At 44.9% G+C, this 24415-nt stretch carries 21 protein-coding genes; 20 read left to right on the plus strand and 1 reads right to left on the minus strand.

What is annotated here, in order from left to right:
* Positions 1–194 precede the first annotated feature (194 nt).
* Together C4885_RS00005 and C4885_RS00010 are read left to right on the plus strand one after the other, a co-directional pair.
* On the plus strand, positions 195–902 hold the full coding sequence (locus C4885_RS00005) for a DNA-3-methyladenine glycosylase (protein WP_113998471.1): 708 nt from the start codon (positions 195–197) through the stop codon (positions 900–902).
* Between the two features lie 5 nt (positions 903–907).
* On the plus strand, positions 908–1477 hold the full coding sequence (locus tag C4885_RS00010) for a methylated-DNA--[protein]-cysteine S-methyltransferase (protein ID WP_113998472.1): 570 nt from the start codon (positions 908–910) through the stop codon (positions 1475–1477).
* Between the two features lie 488 nt (positions 1478–1965).
* On the opposite strand, the gene C4885_RS00015 is transcribed toward C4885_RS00010, so the two are convergent.
* The gene (locus tag C4885_RS00015) at positions 1966–2874 is read right to left on the minus strand and encodes an AraC family transcriptional regulator (RefSeq protein WP_113998473.1); all 909 of its coding nucleotides are present in this window, start codon (positions 2872–2874) and stop codon (positions 1966–1968) included.
* Between the two features lie 785 nt (positions 2875–3659).
* On the opposite strand from C4885_RS00015, the gene C4885_RS00020 reads away from it, so the two are divergent.
* The 18 genes from C4885_RS00020 (at position 3660) to glmM (ending at position 24350) form a co-directional block, all read left to right on the plus strand.
* Positions 3660–5171, plus strand: coding sequence for a Na+/H+ antiporter NhaC family protein (locus tag C4885_RS00020; protein ID WP_113998474.1), 1512 nt, complete (start codon positions 3660–3662; stop codon positions 5169–5171).
* 557 nt (positions 5172–5728) lie between these two features.
* Positions 5729–6004, plus strand: a complete 276-nt coding sequence (locus tag C4885_RS00030) for a hypothetical protein (protein WP_341458695.1) — start codon at positions 5729–5731, stop codon at positions 6002–6004.
* Positions 6005–6240: 236 nt separating this feature from the next.
* Positions 6241–7320, plus strand: coding sequence for a GDP-mannose 4,6-dehydratase (locus C4885_RS00035; protein ID WP_113998655.1), 1080 nt, complete (start codon positions 6241–6243; stop codon positions 7318–7320).
* Between the two features lie 22 nt (positions 7321–7342).
* The gene (locus tag C4885_RS00040) at positions 7343–8515 is read left to right on the plus strand and encodes a galactokinase family protein (protein ID WP_113998476.1); all 1173 of its coding nucleotides are present in this window, start codon (positions 7343–7345) and stop codon (positions 8513–8515) included.
* A gap of 13 nt (positions 8516–8528) precedes the next feature.
* Positions 8529–9269: a nucleotidyltransferase family protein gene (locus tag C4885_RS00045; RefSeq protein ID WP_113998477.1), complete on the plus strand. Its 741-nt coding sequence runs from the start codon at positions 8529–8531 to the stop codon at positions 9267–9269.
* Positions 9270–9309: 40 nt separating this feature from the next.
* Positions 9310–10542: a nucleotide sugar dehydrogenase gene (locus tag C4885_RS00050; protein WP_113998656.1), complete on the plus strand. Its 1233-nt coding sequence runs from the start codon at positions 9310–9312 to the stop codon at positions 10540–10542.
* A 31-nt stretch (positions 10543–10573) separates the two neighbouring features.
* A complete protein-coding gene (locus tag C4885_RS00055; protein ID WP_113998478.1) occupies positions 10574–11620 on the plus strand; it encodes a polysaccharide biosynthesis protein in 1047 nt (348 codons plus the stop codon).
* On the plus strand, positions 11613–12179 hold the full coding sequence (locus C4885_RS00060) for a lipid carrier--UDP-N-acetylgalactosaminyltransferase (RefSeq protein WP_113998479.1): 567 nt from the start codon (positions 11613–11615) through the stop codon (positions 12177–12179). Before C4885_RS00055 ends, C4885_RS00060 begins: the two co-directional genes overlap by 8 nt.
* Before the next feature lie 11 nt (positions 12180–12190).
* Entirely contained in the window at positions 12191–13387 is a 1197-nt protein-coding gene (locus C4885_RS00065; RefSeq protein WP_113998480.1) for an NAD-dependent epimerase/dehydratase family protein, read from the plus strand.
* A 32-nt stretch (positions 13388–13419) separates the two neighbouring features.
* Positions 13420–14607 carry a UDP-N-acetyl glucosamine 2-epimerase gene (locus tag C4885_RS00070; protein WP_199488055.1) on the plus strand — a complete coding sequence of 396 codons (1188 nt, stop codon included), beginning with the start codon at positions 13420–13422 and terminating at the stop codon, positions 14605–14607.
* Between the two features lie 19 nt (positions 14608–14626).
* The gene (locus C4885_RS00075) at positions 14627–15370 is read left to right on the plus strand and encodes a WecB/TagA/CpsF family glycosyltransferase (RefSeq protein ID WP_113998482.1); all 744 of its coding nucleotides are present in this window, start codon (positions 14627–14629) and stop codon (positions 15368–15370) included.
* Positions 15367–16428 carry a glycosyltransferase family 4 protein gene (locus tag C4885_RS00080; protein WP_113998483.1) on the plus strand — a complete coding sequence of 354 codons (1062 nt, stop codon included), beginning with the start codon at positions 15367–15369 and terminating at the stop codon, positions 16426–16428. The genes C4885_RS00075 and C4885_RS00080 overlap by 4 nt, the downstream gene beginning before the upstream one ends.
* A gap of 5 nt (positions 16429–16433) precedes the next feature.
* The gene (locus C4885_RS00085) at positions 16434–16880 is read left to right on the plus strand and encodes a DapH/DapD/GlmU-related protein (RefSeq protein ID WP_199488056.1); all 447 of its coding nucleotides are present in this window, start codon (positions 16434–16436) and stop codon (positions 16878–16880) included.
* A 132-nt stretch (positions 16881–17012) separates the two neighbouring features.
* The gene (locus tag C4885_RS00090; protein ID WP_113998484.1) at positions 17013–18215 is read left to right on the plus strand and encodes a hypothetical protein; all 1203 of its coding nucleotides are present in this window, start codon (positions 17013–17015) and stop codon (positions 18213–18215) included.
* A 4-nt stretch (positions 18216–18219) separates the two neighbouring features.
* Positions 18220–19272, plus strand: coding sequence for a glycosyltransferase (locus C4885_RS00095; protein WP_113998485.1), 1053 nt, complete (start codon positions 18220–18222; stop codon positions 19270–19272).
* Positions 19273–19331: 59 nt separating this feature from the next.
* Positions 19332–20501, plus strand: coding sequence for a glycosyltransferase (locus tag C4885_RS00100; protein WP_113998486.1), 1170 nt, complete (start codon positions 19332–19334; stop codon positions 20499–20501).
* A 431-nt stretch (positions 20502–20932) separates the two neighbouring features.
* Positions 20933–22369, plus strand: a complete 1437-nt coding sequence (locus tag C4885_RS00105; protein ID WP_113998487.1) for an oligosaccharide flippase family protein — start codon at positions 20933–20935, stop codon at positions 22367–22369.
* Between the two features lie 595 nt (positions 22370–22964).
* Positions 22965–24350 carry a phosphoglucosamine mutase gene (glmM, locus tag C4885_RS00110; protein ID WP_113998488.1) on the plus strand — a complete coding sequence of 462 codons (1386 nt, stop codon included), beginning with the start codon at positions 22965–22967 and terminating at the stop codon, positions 24348–24350.
* Positions 24351–24415: the final 65 nt, after the last annotated feature.

The following is a 24415-nucleotide window of genomic DNA, read 5'->3' on the forward strand; positions in this document are numbered from 1 at the left end:
ATTATCTGCGCTTTTGGCTTAGCAGCTGCCGCACCTCGCTCGCCGTATCGGCACTTAGAATTATGCGGTATTGCCATAAAAAAATACGCTTTCGCCGCCGATGCCCAAACCGCGCAAAGCATGGTATAATGATGGCAGGATAAACGCAGAAACCAACACACAGAACACGAAAAGAACACAGGAAAGGAAAGACCATGTACTTTCAATACGGGCAGGAAGAAACGGAATACCTGAGCGGCAAAGATGAAAAACTTGGGGCGGTGATTGCCCAGGTGGGCCGGGTGAATCGCGAGGTGGATACAGACCTGTTTTCTGCCGTGGTGCACCATATTGTGGGGCAGCAGATTTCCACCAAGGCGCAGGCTACCATCTGGCAGCGCATGCGGGGTGCCCTTGGCACGGTGGATGCCGAGCATATTCTGGAAGCAGGGAACGAGCAATTACAGCTGCTTGGCATCAGCTGCCGCAAGGCAGAGTACATTACGGACTTTGCACGAAAAATCCAGAACGGTGAGTTTGATTTGGAGGGCATCTGGCAGAAGCCGGATGAGGAAGTGATCCGGGAGTTAAGTGCCCTGAAAGGCATTGGCGTGTGGACAGCGGAGATGATTTTGCTTTTCTGCATGCAGAGGCCCGATGTGTTCAGCTATGATGACCTTGCCATCCAGCGCGGGCTGCGCATGGTGTACCATCACCGTAAAATTGACCGCAAACTGTTTGAAAAGTACCGCAGGCGGTTCAGCCCTTATTGCAGTGTGGCGAGCCTTTACCTGTGGGCCGCCGCGGGCGGCGCGGTGCCGGGGTTGAAGGATTATGCCCCCAAAAAGAAAGCCCCGGCCAAAAAGGCAGCACCCGCTGGTTCCCACACGGAGAAAACATCAAAAGTACAACAGAAAGGGTAGATGCTATGATGTTCACCGCGCATTATCAGTCCCCCTTGGGGGAAATTCTGCTGGCAGCGGATGAAGTGGGCCTGACCGGCTTGTGGTTTGACCGCGCAAAGTATTATGCGGCGGGCCTGGCCCCGCAGAGCACGGAGCGCGAAACCCCGCCCTTGACCGAAGCAAAGCGCTGGCTGGATGTGTATTTCAGCGGAAAAATGCCGGATTTTATGCCGCCGCTGCACCCCATCGGGTCAGACTTCCGGCAGGAAGTGTGGGCGCTGCTGCTGCAAATCCCATACGGGCAAACGACAACATACGGCGCGCTGGCCGCCCGGCTTGCGGCAAAGCATGGCACGGCGCGCCTGTCCGCCCAGGCGGTGGGCGGAGCCGTGGGACATAACCCCATTTCGCTCATCATCCCGTGCCACCGTGTGGTGGGTGCCAGCGGCAGCCTGATCGGTTATGCGGGTGGTGTTGAGCGAAAAATCCAGCTGTTGAAATTGGAAGGGACCGACTGCATAAAGCTGTTTGTGCCAAAAAAATGTGAATTAAGAGCTGAGCAAGCACAAAGTAAGGACGAGCAAAAGATGTGAAAAAGTAAACCAGCAGAAGAGCGAATATGCGAAGCATGTTGAATATTAAGAACAGCGTTTAGCCAGTGGAAAAAACTTCAATGGACTGCCGCATGCCACTTGCAAAAGAGGAAAAAACATCAGGAAAAGCCAATAACTTGCTTTTGAGTTTTTTCCTTGGCGGTTAGAAGCTGCATATTGTATTGCGCTTTGAGGTTTTCATTCCATTTCTTTCATCAACTTCATTTTCCGCTTTTCGGGCCTGTTTATCCTTCTTTTTTCCTTAGGGTGTATCTGAAAAGTCGAAAATATGGTCTATTTCTACAAACACAGCGGGATTTTGCGTTAAGGCAATACCGCATAATTCTAAGTGCCGATACGGCGAGCGAGGTGCGGCAGATGCCGTGCCGCAGCTGCCGGAGCGGTGCTTAAGCCGCAAGGCGGGAATTGTGCGGTGTTGCCTTGGGAAAAAAGTTGTCCAAGACTTGATATCGGGCGGCTTACATTGTTTATGGGGTAGAGTGAACCCGCTCCGGCGTACGCCGCAGCTGGTTGCGATATTCGGACGGCGTAATGCCGTATAAACTGCGGAAAGTTTTCAAAAAACTGGTGTAATTGGTAAAACCGCTGGCGTTGCAGGCATCCAGCACGCTGGCGCCGGCTGCAATGGCACGGCGGCAATGCTGCATGCGCAGGTTGGTCAAATAGCCGTGTACACTTTCCATCGTGTAGGTTTTGAACGCGCGGGACAAATGCTCCCGGCTGGTGTAGGTATATTTGGCAAGGCTGCCAACGGTTAGGTTCGGGTCGGTATAATTGGCCTGCAAAAAAGCAACGGCCTTGGCAACCAGGGCACTTGTAGCGCTGGGCGGTGCCGTGCGGCGCTCGGCCACAATCTGGTCCATCAGCAGCAAAAGCTCCACCAGCTCGCACCGCTGCACCATGTGCTGGGTGCTGCCGTGTAAGTAAGCGGTCTGGGCCATCCGCTCAAATAAGCCGCGTAGATCCCATGCGGTGACGGCGTCTGCATCCAGGATCACCAGCTGCCCCAGCCAGGTGGGGGCAACCAGCCCGCTGGCCAGCAGGGCTTCCTGCCATAGCTCGGCGTCGATCTGAGCAATCAGACGTTCAGAAATCTTATCCGTGATATTAAACATGCCCGCATGATAGCACCGGGCAGGGAAGATGATCATTTCCCCCAGGTTTATATCATAAATGTTGCCGTCCACAGAATAGCGCACGTTGCTGCCCACCAGGGGCAGTACAAGCTCATAATACGGGTGAGAGTGTACAACAGACTGGCTGTCCTGCTCATTGGTATACCAACCCACGGCAATCTGACCGCTTTCCAGCTCCATGCTGGCGCGTTCCTGCGTCAAAAACTGGTCCTTAATATGCGGTACTTTCTGGACGAACATGGTGGGCCCTCCTTTTTTGACTTTGCGGCGCGGATTTCTGGGGAACGTTTGTAGTCCGGTCCGGGATGTTGGGCATAGCAAATAACAAAATAGGACAAAAATGGCGGTAGTGGCCAATTTTTATATGGCATCTGACTTTAGGCAACACCGCACAATTCCCGCCTTGCGGCTTAAGCACCGCTCCGGCAGCTGCGGCACGGCATCTGCCGCACCTCGCTCGCCGTGTCGGCACTTAGAATTATGCGGTATTGCCTTTATTATAGCATAGAGTGCAGCAAGATGGTATTGGCATACACCAAAAAATATCGATTTCTGGCAAAAAAATCTGATTCTAATCTGATTCTTGGGTGCAGCTTGCGTCAAAAGGAAGAGAATGAGAAGGGGGAAAATAAACAATGTTATCTAGGGCAATACCGCACAATTCCCGCCTTACGGCTTAAGCACCGCTCCGGCGGCTGAGGAACGGCATCTGCGTTGCCAAAATACTCGATAATGTCGGGTTGCGGTACCCGCATCGTGCTTCGGGGGCAAAAGCCCCTCGCACTCTGCGACCGCTGCCCCTGCTTCGGTTCGCTGTTTCCGCCACTGGCGGCGCTCACCTTTGCAGCATCCAGTATTATCTGCGCTTTTGGCTTAGCATCTGCCGCACCTCGCTCGCCGTGTCGGCACTTAGAATTATGCGGTATTGCCCTAGGATATATTATTTTTTTACGTATTGAATCGGCATGGACAATATGTTAGAATAACTTCGATTAGATCAAAAGAGGAAAGGAAGAATATAAAGGATGTTTGTAGGAACATGGTGGTCACTGATGCCGCCCATTGTGGCGATTGCGCTGGCACTGCTGACCAAAGAAGTGTATTTGTCATTGTTTGCGGGGTGTGCCCTTGGCGCACTGTTGACGGCAGAATTCCACCCGTGGATTGCGTTTGATACGCTGTTTAACACAATGATCGATAGTGTGGATTTTTCCATTCTGATGTTCATGATCCTTTTGGGCATGATCGTTATGCTCATGCAGGAATCCGGCGGCACCCGCGCTTACGGTGAGTGGGCCTCCAGCCACCTGAAAAGTAAGCGCTCCGCTTTGGTAACGACCTCTCTGCTCGGTGCGCTGATTTTTGTGGATGACTACTTCAACTGCCTGACGGTTGGCTCTGTCATGCGCCCTGTCACAGATAAGTACAAGGTTTCCCGCGCCAAGCTGGCGTATATCATTGATGCAACCGCCGCGCCAGTCTGCATCATTGCGCCGATTTCTTCCTGGGCGGCAGCCGTCAACTCTTACGTTCCGGCGGGCAGCTCCATGTCCGGTTTTGAGATGTTCGTTAAAACCATTCCGTTCAACCTCTATGCAATTTTAACCCTGTATATGGTGTTCTTCACCTCCATTGTAGGCTTCGATTTCGGCCTGATGAAAAAGCATGAAGAGAACGCGGCCAAAGGTGATCTGTTCACCTCCGGCGGGGAAGAGTTCCAGAACCAGGAAACAAAAGACCCGACCGAGGGCGGCAAATACGCCAAAGGCAAGGTCATCGATCTGATTGCGCCCATGGTCGTCATGATTGCAACGGCAATCGCAGCTATGATCTGGACCGGCCACCTGAACGGCGGCCAGAATCTGGTGGAGGACTTTGCCAACTGCTCTTCTTCGGAAGCGTTGGTGTTTGCCGGTTTGGTCACAGTGGGATTCCTGCTGCTTCTGTATCTGCCGCGCCGTGTCATCGGCTTCAAGGATTTTATGAATTCCGTTCCCGAAGGTGGCAAGCTTATGATGCCCGCCATCCTGATTTTAGTGCTGGCCTGGACTCTGAAAGGTATGACGGACGCCCTGGGTATCGGTACCTTTGTACGTTCGGCCATCAATCTGAATTCCAGCCTGATGAACTTTGTGCCGCTGGTCATCTTCTGCATTGCAATTTTTATTGCCTTTTCTTCCGGCACCAGCTGGGGCACCTTTGCTATTTTTGTGCCCATCGTGGTCAACATGTTTGCTGAACTGGACCCGACCATGATGATCATTTCTGTAGCGGCTGTCCTGGCTGGTGCTGTCTGCGGTGACCATATTTCGCCTATTTCTGATACTACCATCATGTCCAGCTCCGGTGCCCAGTCCAACCATATCAACCATGTGCAAACCCAGATGCAGTACGCCTTTGTGGTCATTGCCGTGTGTGCTGTTGGCTACCTGATCGCCGGCTTTACCGAAAACTGGTGGCTGACCCTGCTTTGCTCGCTGGTGATTTTGACCGGAGTGCTGTTGGAGATAAGGAAGAGGGAAATGTGTGGCCGATAAACCATACTGACGTAGCATCATCAAAAAGAATCTGTTTTGCACACTATATGGGGCACTAAAACCGGTCGTGTTTTACCGTTATATGAACTATATATGAACTAAAACGCCGAACTTTTGGCCCCTGCGGCACAAAATTGGCACAGCTTTTTCAGAAGTTTTGAGGAGATGGCGAAAAACAAGAGAAAACAATGAGAATCCATGAGTTTATCACCTACTTCGTAAAACTATTGTTGAGTACCCGATGCAGAGGGGCCGGTCTTCTTTACATGGCTGCCGAAGATGTTTGGTAAAAGAGTTGTAGTTACCGTCCATGGGGAGTGTGAAATAATACGCGGCAAGGGTACGGCAGAGAATGAAAGGCTCCGCAACGCGAAGTTCATATTTTCTTACCCGAAGAATGAACGACTGATTTTTTTGGGTGGCAGCAATGCCGCACAGGAAAAAATCTCGACCATGCGGGTGGGGTGACAGCTAGCGGACAGGTGTACGAACCTATCCGCTCTTTGTGTTAGCCGAGATATTGATGAAGAAATTGAGTGGGATTGTGGGAAAGATTTATGAGTAAGAAACTTGCGATTGCGATGTTCGGACAGAAGCGATTATCGAGAGAAGGCGGAGTAGAAATCGTTGTCAAAGAGCTCTGCACCCGAATGGCACAGAATGGTTGTGACGTGACCTGCTACAACAGAGCAGGCCATCATGTGAGTGGTGCAGAATATGACGATGCTGGTAAAACGGAGTACGAGGGAATCCGTCAGAAGTCTGTTCCGACTATTGAACGGCGTGGGGCTAGAGATATAATAGGGTCAACCAAGAAAAACTACGATAACTAAAGGGTTTTGACGGCTTGAGTTGTCCTTCAAAAGTTTTATTTGTTGAAAAGACTGCAAGAAGCGGGAAATCCTGGGGTTATATGTAGGAGGCTTTTTGGAAAGCTCTGTTTTGACCCACAAAAGGAGCAGCAAATAAAGATTGCAGGAGAGTTCAAGCCTACGGTGGATTGCCTTTGTGCGACCCGCCGTGGGTTTGTTGCTGTTTATATACAAAAAGTGAGGAGTGCAGAATGTACATGAATGACGGAAATAAAACGAAAATCAATCTGAGAAACAAGAGTGTTTTTATCACGGGTGTAGCTGGTTTTATCGGTTCTAACCTTGCAAAGAGACTGCTCTCCACGGTGGAGGGTGTCAAGGTTGTGGGTCTGGACAACATGAACCACTATTATGATGTGCGCCTGAAGGAAGCACGTTTGAACGAATTGGAGCAGTTTGACAATTTCAGCTTCGTAAAAGGTAATCTGGCTGACAAGGCGGTGATCGAATCTATCTTTGAGCAGTATAAGCCGGAAATTGTGGTGAACCTCGGTGCGCAGGCGGGTGTCCGCTATTCCATTACGAACCCTGATGCCTATGTGGAAGCAAACTTGATTGGCTTCTATAACATTCTGGAAGCCTGCCGCCATTCTTACGATGAGGGGCATACCCCGGTAGAGCATTTGGTCTATGCGTCGAGTTCTTCCGTATACGGCAGCAATAAAAAAGTGCCGTACAGTACGGATGACAAGGTGGATAACCCGGTATCGCTGTATGCAGCGACCAAGAAGTCCAATGAACTGATGGCACATGCCTATTCTAAACTGTACAACATTCCTTCCACGGGTCTGCGCTTCTTCACAGTATACGGCCCTGCTGGTCGCCCGGATATGGCGTACTTCGGCTTTACTAACAAGCTGCTGAAAGGCGAAACGATTCAGATTTTCAACTACGGTAACTGCAAGCGTGACTTTACTTATGTGGATGATATTGTCGAGGGCGTTGTCCGTGTGATGCAGGGTGCGCCGAAACGTAAAAATGGTGAAGATGGTCTGCCCGTTCCTCCGTATGCAGTTTATAACATCGGCAACCAGAACCCGGAAAATCTGCTGGACTTTGTACAGATTTTGCAGGAAGAACTGATTCGTGCTGGTGTTCTGCCGGAAGATTATGATTTTGAAGCACACAAAAAATTGGTTCCGATGCAGCCTGGTGATGTACCTGTGACCTATGCAGATACCAGTGCGCTGGAGCGTGACTTCGGATATAAGCCCTCTACCAGTTTGCGCGAGGGGTTGCGGAAGTTCGCTGAGTGGTACGCAAAGTTCTACAAATAATGAAGAATAGGAAAATAAACCGATGAAGTGTGTTGGGGTTTACAAGGAATTATATCATCAGGAACCGTTTGATGTGGCGTTCTGCCCGTACCGTATCAGTCCTCTGGGTGCGCATATCGACCATCAGTATGGAAAAATCAATGGTCTGGCAATCGATAAGGGAATTCACATGGCATACCACCCGAAGCAGAATGGTGTTGTGGAATTGCAGTCGCTGAACTTCCCGAAGCGCGCCCAGTTCTTTGTAAGTGCAGTGCCGGAAGAAAAGCAGGGCGATTGGGCAGATCATCTGCGTGGCGCAGCGAAGATGCTGGGCGAGAAGTACCGTTTGAAAGTCGGTCTGTCCGGCATTATCGAAGGAAGTCTGCCGATTGGTGGTTTGTCCTCGTCAGCTTCGGTCATTATTTGCTTCTTATCGGCGCTGTGCAAGGTCAATGGTATCCACCTCGAACCGATGGAAATGATCCTTACAGCAAAGGCAGCGGAAAATCAGTATGTTGGCGTTTCTTGCGGCAAACTCGATCAGAGCTGCGAAGTTCTTTCTAAGAAAAACCATCTACTGTACCTCGATACGAAAGATGACAGCTATGAACTGATCCCTACCAGTGAGAAAATGAAGCCTTATAAGGTGGCAATCTTCTTCTCCGGCTTGGAGCGTTCTTTGAAAAACTCTAAGTACAATCTGCGGCAGGACGAGTGCAAGGCAGCAGCCTATGCACTAATGGGCTATGCAGGGATGGACTATGACACCTTTGCAAATACCCGGCTGCGCGATGTGCCGTATGAGGTGTTTGAAGCCTATAAAGACCGTCTGCCAGAATTGTGGCGTAGACGCGCAGAACACTATTACAGCGAGTTTGCTCGTGCCGAAAAGGGTGCAGAACTGTGGCGTAAAGGTGATTTGGAAGGCTACGGTCAGCTGGTTTTCGAGAGTGGCAAATCTTCCATTTATAATTACGAGTGTGGCTGCGATGAATTGAAAAAACTGTATGAAATTATGGCTGACACTGATGGTATCTACGGTGGCCGCTTCTCCGGTGCGGGATTCAAAGGCTGCTGCATGGCGCTGATTGACCCAGACAAGGCCGAAGATATTGAAGCAAAGGTCACAGCAGAGTATCTGAAAGCGTTCCCGGCATTGGAAGGTAAGTACAGTTTCCATCTGTGCGAGAGTGCCGATGGTGTGGAACTGTAAGGAGAATACATAGATGAAATGTTTGATTTTAGCAGCGGGCTACGCTACACGGCTTTATCCGCTGACGGAGAATTTTCCGAAGCCGCTCCTGAAAGTGGGAGAAAAGTCCATCCTCGATTGGCTGGTGGATGATTTAGTGGATACCACCGATATTGACGAATTTGTGGTAATTTCCAACCACAAGTTCGCGCAGCATTTTGAGGATTGGAAAAGCAATAAGCAAAAGACGCGGCCTTATGAGATTACTGTAATCGACGATGGCACAAGCACCAATGAAACTCGTCTGGGAGCAGTCAAAGATATTCAGCTGGCGGTGGAAAAGCTGAATTTAGCTGATGATTTGCTGGTTATGGCTGGCGACAATGTGCTGGATTTCAGTCTTTCCAAGTTCGTGGAGTTCGCAAAGGAAAAGGATACTTCCTGTGTGATGTGCCATGTGGAAAATGAACTGAAAAAGCAGCAGAAAACGGCGATTATCACGTTGGATGGCAATGACCTGATTACCAGCTATGAGGAAAAGCCGAAAGAGCCGAAAGGAAATCTGGCTGTGCCGCCGTTCTATTGCTACCGTGCCTGTGATGTAAAGCGGATTCAGGAAGCACTGGACAATGGCTGCGGTTATGACGCACCAGGTAGCTTTGCCGCATGGCTGAGCAAACAGACCCCAATGCACGCTTACGTTATGCCGGGCAAACGGTATGACATTGGCGATATTAACAGCTATGAGTATGTGAAGAGTGTGTTCTCAAGATAAGTATACAAGGGAGAAAGTAATAATGAAGGAGTTTAAAGATTTGAAAATTGCCGTGGCCGGTACGGGATATGTTGGGCTTTCGCTGGCAGTGTTGCTGGCACAGCACCATCAGGTAACGGCTTTGGATATCGTTCCTGAGAAGGTGGAGATGATCAATAACAAGAAATCTCCGATTCGGGACGAATACATTGAGAAGTATCTGGCAGAAAAGGAGCTGGATCTGACTGCAACTCTGGATGCCAAGGAAGCGTATTCTGATGCTGATTTTGTTGTCATTGCAGCTCCTACCAACTATGACAGCAAGAAAAATTTCTTTGATACCTCTGCAGTTGAAGCGGTTATCAAACTGGTAATTGAGTATAACCCGGAAGCAATTATGGTGATAAAGTCCACGATTCCTGTTGGCTTCACAGCAAGTGTCCGCGAAAAATATCACTGCGACAATATTATCTTCAGCCCGGAATTTCTGCGTGAGAGCAAGGCTCTGTATGATAACCTTTACCCTTCCCGTATCATCGTTGGTACGGATGTAGAAAACGCTCGGCTGGTAAAAGCTGCACATACTTTTGCTGAATTGCTTCAGGAAGGTGCAATCAAGGAAAACATTGACACTCTGTTCATGGGTTTTACCGAAGCAGAAGCGGTTAAGTTGTTTGCTAATACTTATCTGGCTCTGCGTGTTAGCTACTTCAATGAACTGGATACCTATGCAGAGATGAAGGGGCTGAATACTCAGCAGATTATCAACGGCGTCTGCCTTGATCCGCGTATCGGTACTCATTACAACAATCCCAGCTTCGGTTACGGCGGGTACTGCTTGCCCAAGGACACTAAACAGCTGCTCGCAAATTATGCCGATGTACCGGAAAACTTGATTGAAGCAATCGTTGAGAGCAACCGCACTCGTAAAGATTTTATTGCGGATCGGGTGCTTGAAATTGCTGGTGCTTATGAAGCAAATGATAGCTGGGATGAGAGCAAGGAAAAAGAAGTTGTGGTTGGCGTTTACCGTCTGACGATGAAGAGCAACAGCGATAACTTCCGCCAGAGTTCCATTCAGGGAGTTATGAAGCGCATCAAGGCAAAAGGTGCTACGGTCATTATTTATGAGCCTACACTGAAAGATGGGGACACATTCTTTGGTAGCCGTGTTGTTAATGATTTAGAAGAGTTCAAAAAACAGAGCCAGGCCATCATCGCAAACCGCTATGACAAGTGTCTGGATGATGTGAAGAATAAGGTTTATTCACGCGATATTTTCCAGCGTGATTAATATAAAATTTTTATTTAAAAGGAGAATAATTATGTCTGCATTTGATAACGCAACCCTTATGATCACTGGTGGTACTGGTTCTTTTGGTTCTACCGTTCTGAAGCACTTCCTGGATTCTGACCTGAAGGAGATCCGTATCTTCTCTCGTGATGAAAAGAAGCAGGATGATATGCGCCATGAGCTTCAGGCCAAGCACCCGGAGAACGCCAAGAAGGTGAAGTTCTATATCGGCGATGTCCGCAATCCTCAGTCTATCCGTGACGCAATGCCCGGTGTTGATTACATCTTCCATGCTGCTGCTCTGAAGCAGGTTCCTTCCTGCGAGTTCTTCCCCATGCAGGCCGTCCAGACCAACATCATCGGTACTGATAATGTGTTGCACGCCGCTATTGACGCTGGCGTCAAGCGTGTTGTCTGCCTGTCCACCGACAAAGCTGCTTACCCCATCAACGCTATGGGTATCTCCAAGGCCATGATGGAGCACGTCATCTACGCCAATGCCCGTGTAGCTGCTGAGCGTGGTGGCACTACCATCTGCTGCACCCGTTACGGCAACGTTATGTGCAGCCGCGGTTCCGTTATCCCTCTGTTCATCGACCAGATCAAGGCAGGCAACCCCATCACTATCACCGACCCCAACATGACCCGCTTTCTGATGAACCTGGACGAGGCTGTGGATCTGGTCTTGTTCGCCTTCCAGCACGCTAACCCCGGCGATCTGTTCATCCAGAAGTCTGATGCCTCTACTATCGGCGATTTGGCTAAGGCTGTCCAGCAACTGTTCGGCGATACCGGCACGAACATCATCGGCACCCGTCACGGCGAGAAGCTGTTCGAGACTCTGATGACCCGTGAGGAGCGTCTGCGCAGCCAGGATATGGGCCATTATTTCCGTGTTGCTGCGGATAACCGTGACCTGAACTGCGATAAGTTTGTCGTCAACGGCGAGGTACATACCATGGCAGACGAGTCCTACACCAGTCATAACACTACCCGTTTGGATGTGGAAGGCACTGTTAAGAAGATCCTGACCACGGAATATGTCCAGAATGAACTGAAGGGTATCCCGAATGTCTAAGAAAAAGCTGCTTCTGGTTGGTGCCGGTGGCTTCGGGCGCATGGTGGCGGAGCAGGCGATGTTCCAATACGATTGCGCTTTTGTGGATGATGGACAGTCTGTGGGTGCTGAGATCTGTGGTATTCCGGTGATTGGCGGTCTTGCTGATTTGCCGGAGCTGAAAAAAGAGTACAGCTTGCTGGTGGTAGGTATCGGCAACAATCAGTTCCGGGCGCAGGTGTATGAGAAAGCAAAATCACTTGGCTATGCGTTCCCAAACATCATTGCTCCCAGTGCCTATGTCAGTCCGTTTGCTGAAGTCGGCTGTGGCTGTGTGGTTCTGCAAAACGCTTGTATCCAAAATGGAGCCTCTGTCGGAAGCGGTGTTTTGCTGAATGCCGGAACGGAAGTCCACTGTGATGCAACGATAGGGGACTACGCCTTGATCTACACCAGCAGCGTGATTCGCACAGGTGCAACTGTGGGGAAATTTGCCCGCATCGGCAGCAACTGCACCATTTGCAATAATGCAACTGTGCTGGATAGTGCAGATGTTTCGGACTGCACTGCAGTACATTAAGAGGTGAAAGAATGAACATTCTAGTCACAGGTGCCAAGGGTATGGTGGGAACCGCCCTTTGTAACAACCTGAAAAACATTCGTGATGGGAAAAACAAGACCCGTCCGGCACTGGATATTAAAGAAATCTACGAGTATGATCTGGATTCTACCTCGGAGGAACTGGACGAGTACTGCCGCAGGGCAGACTTCGTGTTCAATCTGGCAGGGGTAAATCGTCCAGAAAACCCGGAGGATTTCATGAAGGGCAACTTCGGCTTTGCATCTGACCTGCTGAACTGCTTGAAAAAGCACAACAACAAGGCAACCATTATGCTGTCCTCCTCCATTCAAGCTACGTTGGCTGGCCGCTTCGGTAATAGTGAGTATGGTCGTAGCAAAAAGGCTGGCGAGGAGCTGTTCTTCCAGTATGCTGAAGAAACTGGGGCTAAGGTTGCCGTCTATCGCTTCGTGAACCTGATGGGGCATAGCCGCCCCAAGTACAACAGCGCCGTCAGTACCTTCTGCTGGGCGGTTGCCAACGATGAGCCTTTCACTGTCAATGACCGCAGCACCGAGCTGGAGCTGCTGTACATTGACGACCTAGTAGAAGGAATGTTTGATCTGCTGGAAGGCAAGGAACAGCACTGCGAATTTGACGGTGTAGAGACTATTCTGAAAGAAGATGGCCGTTACTGCTGCGTCCCCGTGACACACAAGGTAACACTGGGCGAGATCGTAGATCTGCTGCAGGAGTTCAAGGAACAGCCGACTACGCTCATGATGCCCAAGATGCCAGACGGTTCCTTTGCTAAGAAGTTGTATTCCCTGTACCTGACCTATCTGCCGACGGACAAGTTCAAGTATGCCCTGAAGATGAACGTGGACAACCGTGGTTCTTTCACGGAATTGGTTCATACCGCTGACTGTGGGCAGGTGAGCATCAACATCAGCCGCCCAGGTATCACCAAGGGGCAGCACTGGCACAACTCTAAGTGGGAGCTGTTCATCGTGGTTGCCGGTCACGGACTGATTCAGGAGCGGAACATCAACACCGGAGAAACGGTGGAGTTTGAGGTTTCTGGCGATAAGATCGAGGCAGTCCACATGATTCCCGGCTGGACTCACAATATCATCAATCTGTCGAAAACGGAGAATCTGGTGACGGTGATGACCTGTAATGAGATCTTTAACCCGAACCACCCGGACACCTTTTTCGAGCCGGTGTAAGAAAAGATACTGGTTGACGTTAGGAGAATATTATGGAACACAATTTTAAATGGAAAAATGACGGGCGCACCAAGGTCATGATTGGCTGTGGCACCCGTCCTGAGATCATTCGGCTGGCTGCCGTTATCAAGCGTTGCCGTGAATACTTTGACTGCTGCGTGGTCTATTACAATCAAAACTGGGACAGAAACCTTTCCACCGTTTTCTGGGAGGATTTCGAGTTGAAAAACACCTTCGGGGAGTATGGCCCGGACATTTTGGTGCCGGTGGTTGGCGAGAATCTTGGTGTTACCTGCGGCAACATTATGGGCCGCAGCTATGAAATCCTCTCTGAATTGCAGCCGGAGGGCTATTTGGTGCTGGGCGATACCAACTCCTGCCTTTCTGCCATCAGTGCAAAACGACTGCACATCCCGCTGTTTCACATGGAGGCAGGCAACCGCTGCAAGGACGAGTGTCTGCCCGAGGAGACCAATCGCCGTATCGTGGATGTGATTTCCGACGTGAATATGTGCTATTCCGAATTCGCCCGGAAGTATCTGGCGGATACGGGTCTGCCCAAGGAGCGTACCTACCAGACAGGTTCTCCTATGGCAGAGGTGCTGCACATGAATCTGGAGAAGATTCAGAAAAGCGATGTGTTGGAGCGTCTGGGGCTGGAAAAGGATAAGTATATTCTGCTGTCCGCCCACCGTGAGGAGAACATCGATTCTGAAAAGAACTTCCTGAGCCTGTTTACTGCCATCAACGCACTGGCAGAGAAGTACGATATGCCCATCCTGTACTCCTGCCATCCCAGAAGCAAGCACCGTCTGGAAAAGAGTGGCTTCAAACTCGACCCTCGTGTCCGGGTCAATGAGCCGCTGGGCTTCAACGACTACAACAAGCTGCAAATGAACGCTTTGGCAATCGTTTCCGACTCCGGCACTCTGCCCGAGGAGAGCAGCTTCTATCTGTCCATTGGTCATCCCATCGCCGCCGTGTGCATCCGTACCAGTACGGAACGTCCCGAGGCGCTGGAAGCCGGTGACTTCATTTTGGCTGGTATTACCACTCGGGAACTTCTCAACGCCACCGATATGGCCATTAAGATGAAGCAGAAGGGCGTTCTGGGCAAGCCCTGCCCGGACTATGTGGACGAGACCGTGTCCATGAAGGTGGTTCGCATCATTCAGGGTTATGTAAACGTGGTCAATAAGATGGTGTGGAGGAAATACTGAGTTATAAAGTGAGAAAGCTATGCGACGAGTGAATATATTAGGCGTTGAAATTTCGGCTGTTAACAAAGAAACTGCGATTCAATATTTATTAGAAAACATGGACAAAGCAAGAGGAAGATATATTTGTGCTTGTAATGTTCATACTACTGTAACAGCACATGAGAATTTGGACTATCAAGCGGTTCAAAACAATTCATTTATGACTTTGCCAGACGGAAAACCCTTATCTAGCGTTGGAGTTCGTCGCGGGTATTCGGAAATGGGGCGAGTGACCGGGCCTGATTTTATGGAACAAGTGATTGCAGCCACAGAAAAAAGTGATGCTCGTCACTATTTTTATGGAACAACGCAAAAAAATCTGAATGCATTACTTGAATACTTAAAGGCGAATTATCCACAATTATCCATTGTCGGTTGTGAGCCATCGTTGTTTAGGCCGTTGACGGTACAAGAGGAAACAGCGCTGTGCGATAGAATCAACGAATCGAAAGCGGATTTTGTATGGGTTGCACTCGGTGCGCCACGGCAAGAAAAGTTCTGTGCAAAACTCAGCAAAAATACAAAGGCCGTTTGGATAGCTGTTGGTGGAGCATTTAATGTTATTTCTGGAGTAATTCCACGTGCACCGCAGTGGATGCAGGATCACAGTTTAGAATGGTTTTACCGTTTTATGAAAGAACCGCGTAGACTATTTAAGAGATATTTTGTAACGAATAGCAAGTTTATATGGTACCTATTTAGGGATAATGGTGTCGAGAGATGAAAAAAGTGGTTATGGTCGTACCTAGTTTTTCAGCAAAAGGTGGTATCTCTTCTGTTGTAAACGGCTATAGAGGTTCTGAGCTGGAAAAGAAGTATAAGATAAAATATATTGAATCCTATTGTGATGGAAGCAAAGTAAAAAAAATATGCAAGGCTTTGGAGGCATATTTTTTGTTTTTCAAGGAAATGGCAATAAATAAGCCGGATCTTGTGCATATACATTCTTCGTTTGGCGGAAGCTTTTATAGAAAATTACCATTTGTGTATATAGCGAACATCTTTAATGTTCCTGTGATTAATCATATTCATGGATCAGAAATTGCAAACTTTTATATTAATGCGAGCAATAAGAAAAAACGATTGGTAGAGGATTGTTTTGATAGATGCAAATACTTGGTAGTTCTTTCTGAAGAATGGAAAAATAATTTACAGGTCGTAAAAACAAATACTTCAAAAGTCGTTATAGAAAATTACAGTATTATACATAAAGAATGTTTGAAGAGAAAAAATCATGAGGATAAGATTATTCTCTTTTTAGGATTTATTACGGAGCTTAAAGGTGTCTTTGACATTCCTGATATTGCAAAAAAAATCATTGAACGTAATAGAAATGTTAAATTTGTTTTAGCTGGAAGCGGAGAGATTGAGAAGTTACAGGCTATTGTTGAGGAAAAAGGTATATCTCAGTATTTTTCATTTCCAGGATGGGTTAAAAAGGAAAGGAAAGAAAAACTTCTTCAAGAGGCAGATCTTTTCTTTTTACCATCTTATACGGAAGGAATGCCGATGTCGATTCTAGAAGCAATGGGGTATGGGTTGCCCATAGTTGCCACAAATGTTGGAGGGATACCGCAGCTTGTGGAAAATGGTAAAAACGGCTATATGGTAGAGCCAGGAAAGATAGATGATTTTGCTAAAGTAATACTTGAATTGACTGGGAATGATGAGCTTATTTACCGTATGGGAAAGGAAAGCATTGAAAAAGCATATGAGAAGTATTCTTTAGAGAAACATCTGGAGAAAGTGTGCAAATTATATGAAAAAGCTATGGATGAGTGATTGAGATGAATAAAATCGGACGCTACATATACGGAACAGAAGAATTTGTGCGTAAGGTATTTTATAAGATTTTTCGAGAAAGTGTAATTAAATCTTCTTTGGGAAACTGTGGCAAAAATGTACATATTGCAGAAAAAAGCGATATTAAGGGAATTGGCAACATTAGTATAGGAGATGATGTTGCGATTGGCCCTCATGCACTGTTGTGGACAACACGAGCAAACATTATCATTAAAGAAAAAGTAGTAATTGGCCCAAGGCTTAGTATCATCACAGGCGATCACAAGATGAATGCAGTAGGAAAGTACATGGCTGATGTAACAGATGAAGAAAAAGATGAAGAAAACGATCAGGATGTCATTATTGAGAAGGATGTTTGGATAGGGGCTAATGTAACAATTCTTAAGGGAGTAACTGTAGCAGAGGGATGCGTTATTGGGGGGGGTGTGTAATAACTAAAAGTACTCATCCCTATGGCATATATGTAGGAGTACCCGGTAGACGTGTTTCTGAAAGATTTACGAACGAAGAATTAGAAGATCATATAAATATATTGCAAGAAAAATCCAAATGGTGATTTTAATATGAGAACAAAATACACAATCAATGAACTTTTATTTGAGATATATTTGATATGCGTGATTTTAGGGTCTTTGCTAAGAAATATGTTGGGTGAATGGGAGCCGATATATGATACATACAGGTTTGTTAGTAAAGGAAGATGGGGAACTCTCTTTTTAAGTTTTTCAAGTGTTATTATTCTTGTGCTGATATTTAGATGCTTTATACAATATATAAAAAAAGTCCATGCAGGAATAAGGATTTTGATTATAAGTTCGATTTTATATTATTTGATATGGACTGTATTAGCTTTAGATAAAGCGCCCGCTCAATCTGTTTTTTTTGAATCGATTTCTACATCAGTGATTTTGCTGCCAGTGGCAGCGCTACTTGGTTTTGATGACAATATATGGAATATATTGGAAAACAAATTGCCGTATATAAATATACTCCTCTGCTGTTGTTTTTATATTGCTGTTTTTTCTTTTTGGGCTAATTATGGAATTAAATGGCCTATGAATGCGTCATATAAAGGGATATTCTCATATTGGTTTACATCTACTTGCATTATGACCTTTATAGATTTCCCCAAAGAAGATAAAAGAAAGTTGATATACTGTGATTTGTTGCTTATTATCGCCGCTGCTTTTATTACACAGTCAAGAGCATGGGTATTACAGACATTAATACTATTATTTATATTTGTTGCGGTTTTGGGTAATAGGAATAGATCTGTTAAGATTTTAATGGGGTTTTTGCTGATTATTATTGCAATGTTGGGAGTTTCTTATGTTTTTCCAGAGATTACAGGAAATTTATTCAATAGAGGATTGGAAGATACCAGAAGTGGACAATATGTAATCTTTTTTGCACAGCATTCATGGGAAGATTTGATTTTTGGATTGGGTATCAATGCTTCTTATAGCTACTTGGGAAATAAGAACTATATTTATTTCGATAATCAGTTTATGTTTGTTATGTTCCATTATGGAATCTTCCCAGTGATTGCATGGTTGTGTGTATATGCATCTACTTTAAAAGGCAGTAAGATTTATAATGAGCAAAGTAGAATAGTGATTCGAGCAGCAAAATTTGTCGGATTTTTTGTATTACTAGCGTATATGGGCGTTTCTACATATTATCAGATTGAGTTGGGATATAGTGGCGTTATTGTAATGATGCTTGTTGGAAAAGCATTAAGAGAAAAATATTACGGGAGATCATAGGCTGATGAAAAAGATATCATTTTTAATAGGTAGCTTAGGTGGAGGCGGTGCTGAGAGAGTTACAGTTGCCTTAGCCGATTATTTTTGTGAAAGCGGTTATGAAGTTTTCTTTATTGTATTTTCAAAGGCAAATAATAATTATAGGATTAATCCGAAAATTAAAATTGATTATTTGCCTGAGAATACAGGGAAATGTGCAATATTTTTTAGAATAAAAGAATTAAAAAAACTATTGAAGAATCAAGCGCCAGATTATGTGATTTCGTTGGGCTTGGGATATCAATATCTGATATTGGGAAATTTGCTAAATAAATATAGATTTATTTTATCGGAAAGAAATGCTCCGCAGTATTATTACAATTGGTATCAGAAGATTTATGTAAAGTATAGTTACGAAAAAGCATATAGAGTTGTTTTCCAAACCGAAGATGCAAAACAGTATTATGGTAAGAGCCTAGAGAAAAAGTCAAAAGTAATTGCAAATCCTATTACCTCGTCAATTCCGGATCCATATGATGGAGAAAGAGAAAAAAGAATTGTAGCTGTAAATAGATTAAGTCAACAAAAAAATATATTCATGCTTCTCAGGGCAATGAAAAGAGTCCTTGATGTGTTCCCGGAATATGTATTAGAAATATATGGTAAAGGCGAGCAACAGGAGGAATTAGAAAAATACGCTAAAGAACTAAATATTTCTGATAATGTCAAATTTATGGGACAAAAAGCAAATGTTCAAACATATATAGTGAATGCTAGTGTTTTTGTATCATCATCAGATTTTGAGGGAATGTCTAATTCAATGCTGGAAGCTATGGCGATAGGACTTCCTGTGGTATGTACAGATTGTCCGATAGGTGGCGCTAGAATGGTTATAAAAAATAATATTAATGGCATACTTACACCTGTCGGTGATGATAGAATATTTGCGGATGAAATAATAGGATTACTAAAAAATCCGGAAAAAGCAAAAAGACTGGGAAAGCAAGCAAGTGAGTTGAGAGAACAGCTAAATGTAAAGAAAATAGCAAAAGAATGGGAAAAATTATTTGAAGATTAAGTTAAAGCTTTTAGGTGCATTGTAAATCTTACACCCTAGCAAAGAGAGGATGGCAATTCATGATAATATTATATATTGGAAATGTCGGATATCCAGACACTGCTTCATCAATTCATGTCAGGAATAGAGCTATATTTATGAAATCTTGTGGACATGAAGTTCATATATTATGTGAGTTGGCTTCTGATGGCAAAAGAATGGAAGAAGTGGATGAGGTGACATACCAATATATGGATCCTTATCCGGGACGGGGAAAGGTAAGAGGCGCTTTTTGGAATTTAGACCAAGTATTTGGGAAATTTTATTTTAAGCAAACACTAAAATTTCTTGATAAAATAAAACCTGATATAATCATTTTATATGAGCCGAATTCGATATTATATGTTTTAAAAATGTTAAATCTTTCTAAAAAAGAAGGATTTAAGTTGGTAATAGAAACTACGGAATGGAGAAACCCTAAAGATTATCGGGGAATTATTCCGAGAGTTATTAATACAGAAAAAGACTTACAAAAAAAATATATCGATAAAAAAGTTGGCAATGTTATAGCAATAAGCAAATATTTGTATCAACATTATTTAGAGCAAAACTGTAATACTATTTTGTTACCGCCAATTTTCCCAGAAGCTGATAAAAAGAAAAAATTAATAAGAGAAAATTCAGATAATAGAAAAGTGCTGAAAATTGTTTATGCAGGCGCATTGGCTTCAAAGGATTATATTGATACTCTATTACATGCGATAATTCGATTAAATACTGATGAAGTACGTGTTGTCATTGATATAATTGGCCCTGATAAGATGCAAGTGCAGAAATTGGTAGGGAACGATGAATTAGAAAAATATGGAATTTACTGTCATGGAAGATTGTCACATGACAAGACGCTAAGTATAGTGGAAAAGGCAGATTTGTCGGTTCTATTACGGATGAATAAAAGATATGCGAAAGCAGGAGTTTCGACAAAGTTTTGCGAGGCAATGATGTTAGGGGTTCCTAGTATTTGCACATCTGTAGGAGGCACGGATCTATTTGTAAAAGATAAATATAATGGATTCCTTGTTAGAAATAATGACCTGAATACATTAGAAACCACATTGCTTAGTATTATCGATTTGTCAAGAGAACAAATTGAAGAAATAAAAAATAATGCATTGACAACAGCAAATGAACTGTTTACGCCTGATAAATATATAGAACAATTTAATGCATTTTTGAATAAGTGTAAGTGAGTCTGCGTTTGAATGTAAATAGTGTTATAAAGTCTAGTACTGAATGTGAAACATCTAGGGACTGCTCTTTGTCCAAACAGAAAATCAGGAAGAAGGGATTGAAGGAAGGGTCTGGAGAGGAGGATTCTTATAAGAATCCAGAAATCATGCTACAGAAGTACTCCTGATATTAGATGTTTTTTGCTATGCTTTTTCCTTTTTTACGTTTGAGATGAACAGAAATATGGTTCTGGCTGGAATTCCAGATACCTGCGTAAATCGAATGCTGCGAATTAGAACTCTATGGCTGACTGACTCCTTAGTGAACGTGTAAGCCCAGATAAAATGGTGTCAGGCCACAACGTTCTTATTCTACAGCTTAGGCAATAAGTTGGATAGCAACACGGCAGGATGCTGTGGGGTTACCCGCAAATACATTGTAGGAGAATAAAATGCTAAAGGAAAGGCTACAAAATATTCCTTTGGGTGTAAAAGCAGCAGTGGTTTATACCATGGCATCTGTTTTTTCACGAGGATTATCAATGATTACAGTTCCAATTTTCACGAGAATAATGTCTACAAGCGAAATTGGAATGGTTAATTTATATAACTCCTGGTATTCTTTGTTGAGTGTAATTGCAACACTATCATTAACATCGGGTGGATTTCAGGCAGCGATGAAAGACTTTGAGGGGGAAAGGGATCAATATCAATCGGCTGTTTTGACATTAACATCAATGATGGCAATTGTTCTAGGATGTATTTATTTCCTCATACCTGATATTTGGAATAGAATTATAGGGTTGCCTTCTGTGCTGATAATTTTGATGCTAGTAATGTTTTTCTTTGCACCGGCGCAGGATTTTTGGCTGTTAAGACAAAGATATGAATATAAATATAAATTAGCTGGTGCATTGACAATGGGATCAGCTTTAGCATCAACAATATTCTCCGTGATAGTTGTTTTATATTTAAATAAAGCGGGATCGGATCAAGTTGTGGTGGGCCGATTGTATGCAACTAACATAGCAACAATGGCGATTTCGGCGGTTATATGGATTAAAATATATGCAAAAGGGAAAACGATAGTAAATATAAAGTATTGGAAATACTCTTTGAAGCTGAGCGCTCCTCTTATTGGTTATGCTTTTGCAGCACAGATTTTAAGTGTTTCTGATCGAATGATGATAAGCAAAATGGTGGGGAATGATGCGGTTGGAATATATAGTACTTTATATACTGTAAGCTCAATTTCACTATTAGTTTGGAGTGCAATTAATTCATCATTTATACCGTATTTATATCAGAATATAAGTAAAAAAGATAATAAAATTAGAGAATTATCATTAGCTTTAATGGGATCGTATGCTATTATTGCAGTTATGCTTACTTTTTTAGCGCCAGAAATAGTTAGAATATTAGCTACTAAGGAATATTATGAAGCAATTTATATTATGCCGCCTATTGCAGCAGGAGTGTTTTTGACTTCTGTATCAAATATGTACTCTAATTTACTCATATACCATAAAAAAACTAATTATATAATGTATTCTTCGACTATCGCAGCTATTGTAAATCTTATACTGAATTTCATATGTATAAATATTTTTGGCTATATGGCAGCTGCATATACTACACTGGTAGCATATATAGTGTTAGCAGGTGCACAAGTTATATTTGCAAGAAAGGTTCATCTCAAAGAAACTGGAAATAAATCGGTATATAATGATAAGGCAGTCTTGTTTATGGCAATATTAACGATCATAGCTGCGTTGTTCGGTTTGGTATTGTATCGTTATACTATGTTAAGGTATGCATTAATTTGCATTGGGATGATTGCGGGAATAAAAATTGCGTTAGCGGCTTTGAAAAAAATGAAAAATAACTAGTAGAGTCAATTTGAGCCTAGAACACAAAAAATAACAATTCAAGTCTTGCCGAGAACTCTCGGGGGTCGGCCCCCGATGTGAGTATATTTGTGTTTAAGTTCCAACATGCAAACCTTAGCGTTTTGTTTGTCCAGAAGGTGGATGCTTTTACCATAGGCAATCTTGCAAAGGTTATTCAGTAGTTCTTTAATGATATTTGAACGAATATCATTGGCGCTCGTCATGGAGATGATTTGTTTGAGACTTTGATAACACGTGATGAGCGCTTGCGTGGTGAGAATATGGGTCACTATTTACGCGCGTCTACTGACAACCGCAATTTATACTGCGACTAGTTCGTGGTCAAGGACGAAGCAAATGAGTCTCATGCAAGCCATAATACGAATTATCTGGATGTACAAGGAACGATTAAGAAGATAATGATGACAGTGTATGGGAAACAACATTTAGCGGGTAATCAATAACTGAGGAAGGGTGGTGTATTATTGAAAAACTGAATATTTGTAGATTAGTGAATACGAGGCACTCGTTGATATTAGTGCATGAGATACTATACGTTTAAATTAGAAGAATAGTATTAGGAGGAAGATTTAAAATGGGAAAGTATTTTGGAACGGACGGTTTCCGTGGTGAAGCCGGAATTACATTAACAGCAGACCATGCCTATAAAGTGGGTCGCTTTTTGGGCTGGTATTATAACGCTCTCCGTGAGCGCAATGGTGATAACGACCCTGCTCGCATAGTGATTGGCAAGGACACTCGTCGCAGCTCTTACATGTTTGAGTACAGCCTAGTCGCTGGCCTGACGGCTTCCGGTGCAGATGCTTATCTGCTCCACGTTACTACCACGCCGTCTGTAGCTTACATCGCTCGTGTGGATGACTTTGACTGCGGTATCATGATTTCTGCCAGCCATAATCCGTATTACGATAACGGCATTAAGCTGATCGACTGCTACGGTGAAAAAATGCCCGAGGAGACCCTGCTGCTGGTGGAGGACTATATTGACGGCAAACTCCATGTCTTTGATAAGGACTGGCCGGAACTGCCCTTTGCTCGTCGTGAGCACATCGGTTGCACGGTGGACTACGTGGCAGGCCGTAACCGTTATATGGGCTATCTGATCAGTCTCGGCATCTATTCCTTCAAGGGTGTCAAGGTCGGCCTGGACTGCGCTAACGGCAGCTCTTGGAATATCGCTAAGAGCGTTTTCGATGCTCTGGGTGCAGATACCTACGTTATCAATAACAAGCCGAACGGTCTGAATATCAACAACAATGCTGGCTCCACCCACATCGAGGGTCTGCAGAAGTTCGTAGTAGAGAAGGGCTTGGATGTCGGCTTTGCCTACGATGGTGACGCCGACCGCTGCCTGTGCGTGGACGAGAAGGGTAATGTCATCACTGGCGACCATATCCTGTATATCTATGGCTGCTATATGAAAGAGCGTGGCAAGCTGCTGACCAATACTGTGGTTACGACTGTCATGTCCAACTTTGGTCTGTACAAAGCGTTTGATGAGCAAGGTATCGGTTACGCCAAGACTGCTGTGGGCGACAAGTACGTATACGAGTACATGGCGAAGAACGGCTGTCGTATCGGTGGTGAGCAGAGTGGTCATATCATCTTCTCCAAATATGCCAGCACCGGCGATGGTATCTTAACCAGTTTGAAGATGATGGAAGTCATGCTGGCTAAGAAGAAGCCGATGAGCGAGCTGGCCGCACCGCTGAAGATCTATCCGCAGGTGTTGGAGAATGTTCGCGTGACCGATAAGAAGGCTGCACAGAATGACCCTGCTGTGCAGGAAGCCGTGTCTAAGGTTGCTGAGGCACTGGGCGATACCGGCCGTATTCTGGTTCGTGAGTCCGGCACTGAGCCGGTTGTTCGTGTTATGGTGGAAGCACCTGACCACGACACCTGCCAGAAGTATGTTGACGAAGTGGTCAATGTAATCGGCGAAAAGGGATATAAGGCGTAAAGTCAATGACGACTCTGGCAGTGTCCGGAGTCGTTTTGTATAAGTGGAAAAGTATCATAGAAAAA

Origin of the sequence: Subdoligranulum sp. APC924/74 (assembly GCF_003324125.1) — a bacterium.
GTDB lineage: Bacteria > Bacillota > Clostridia > Oscillospirales > Ruminococcaceae > Gemmiger > Gemmiger qucibialis.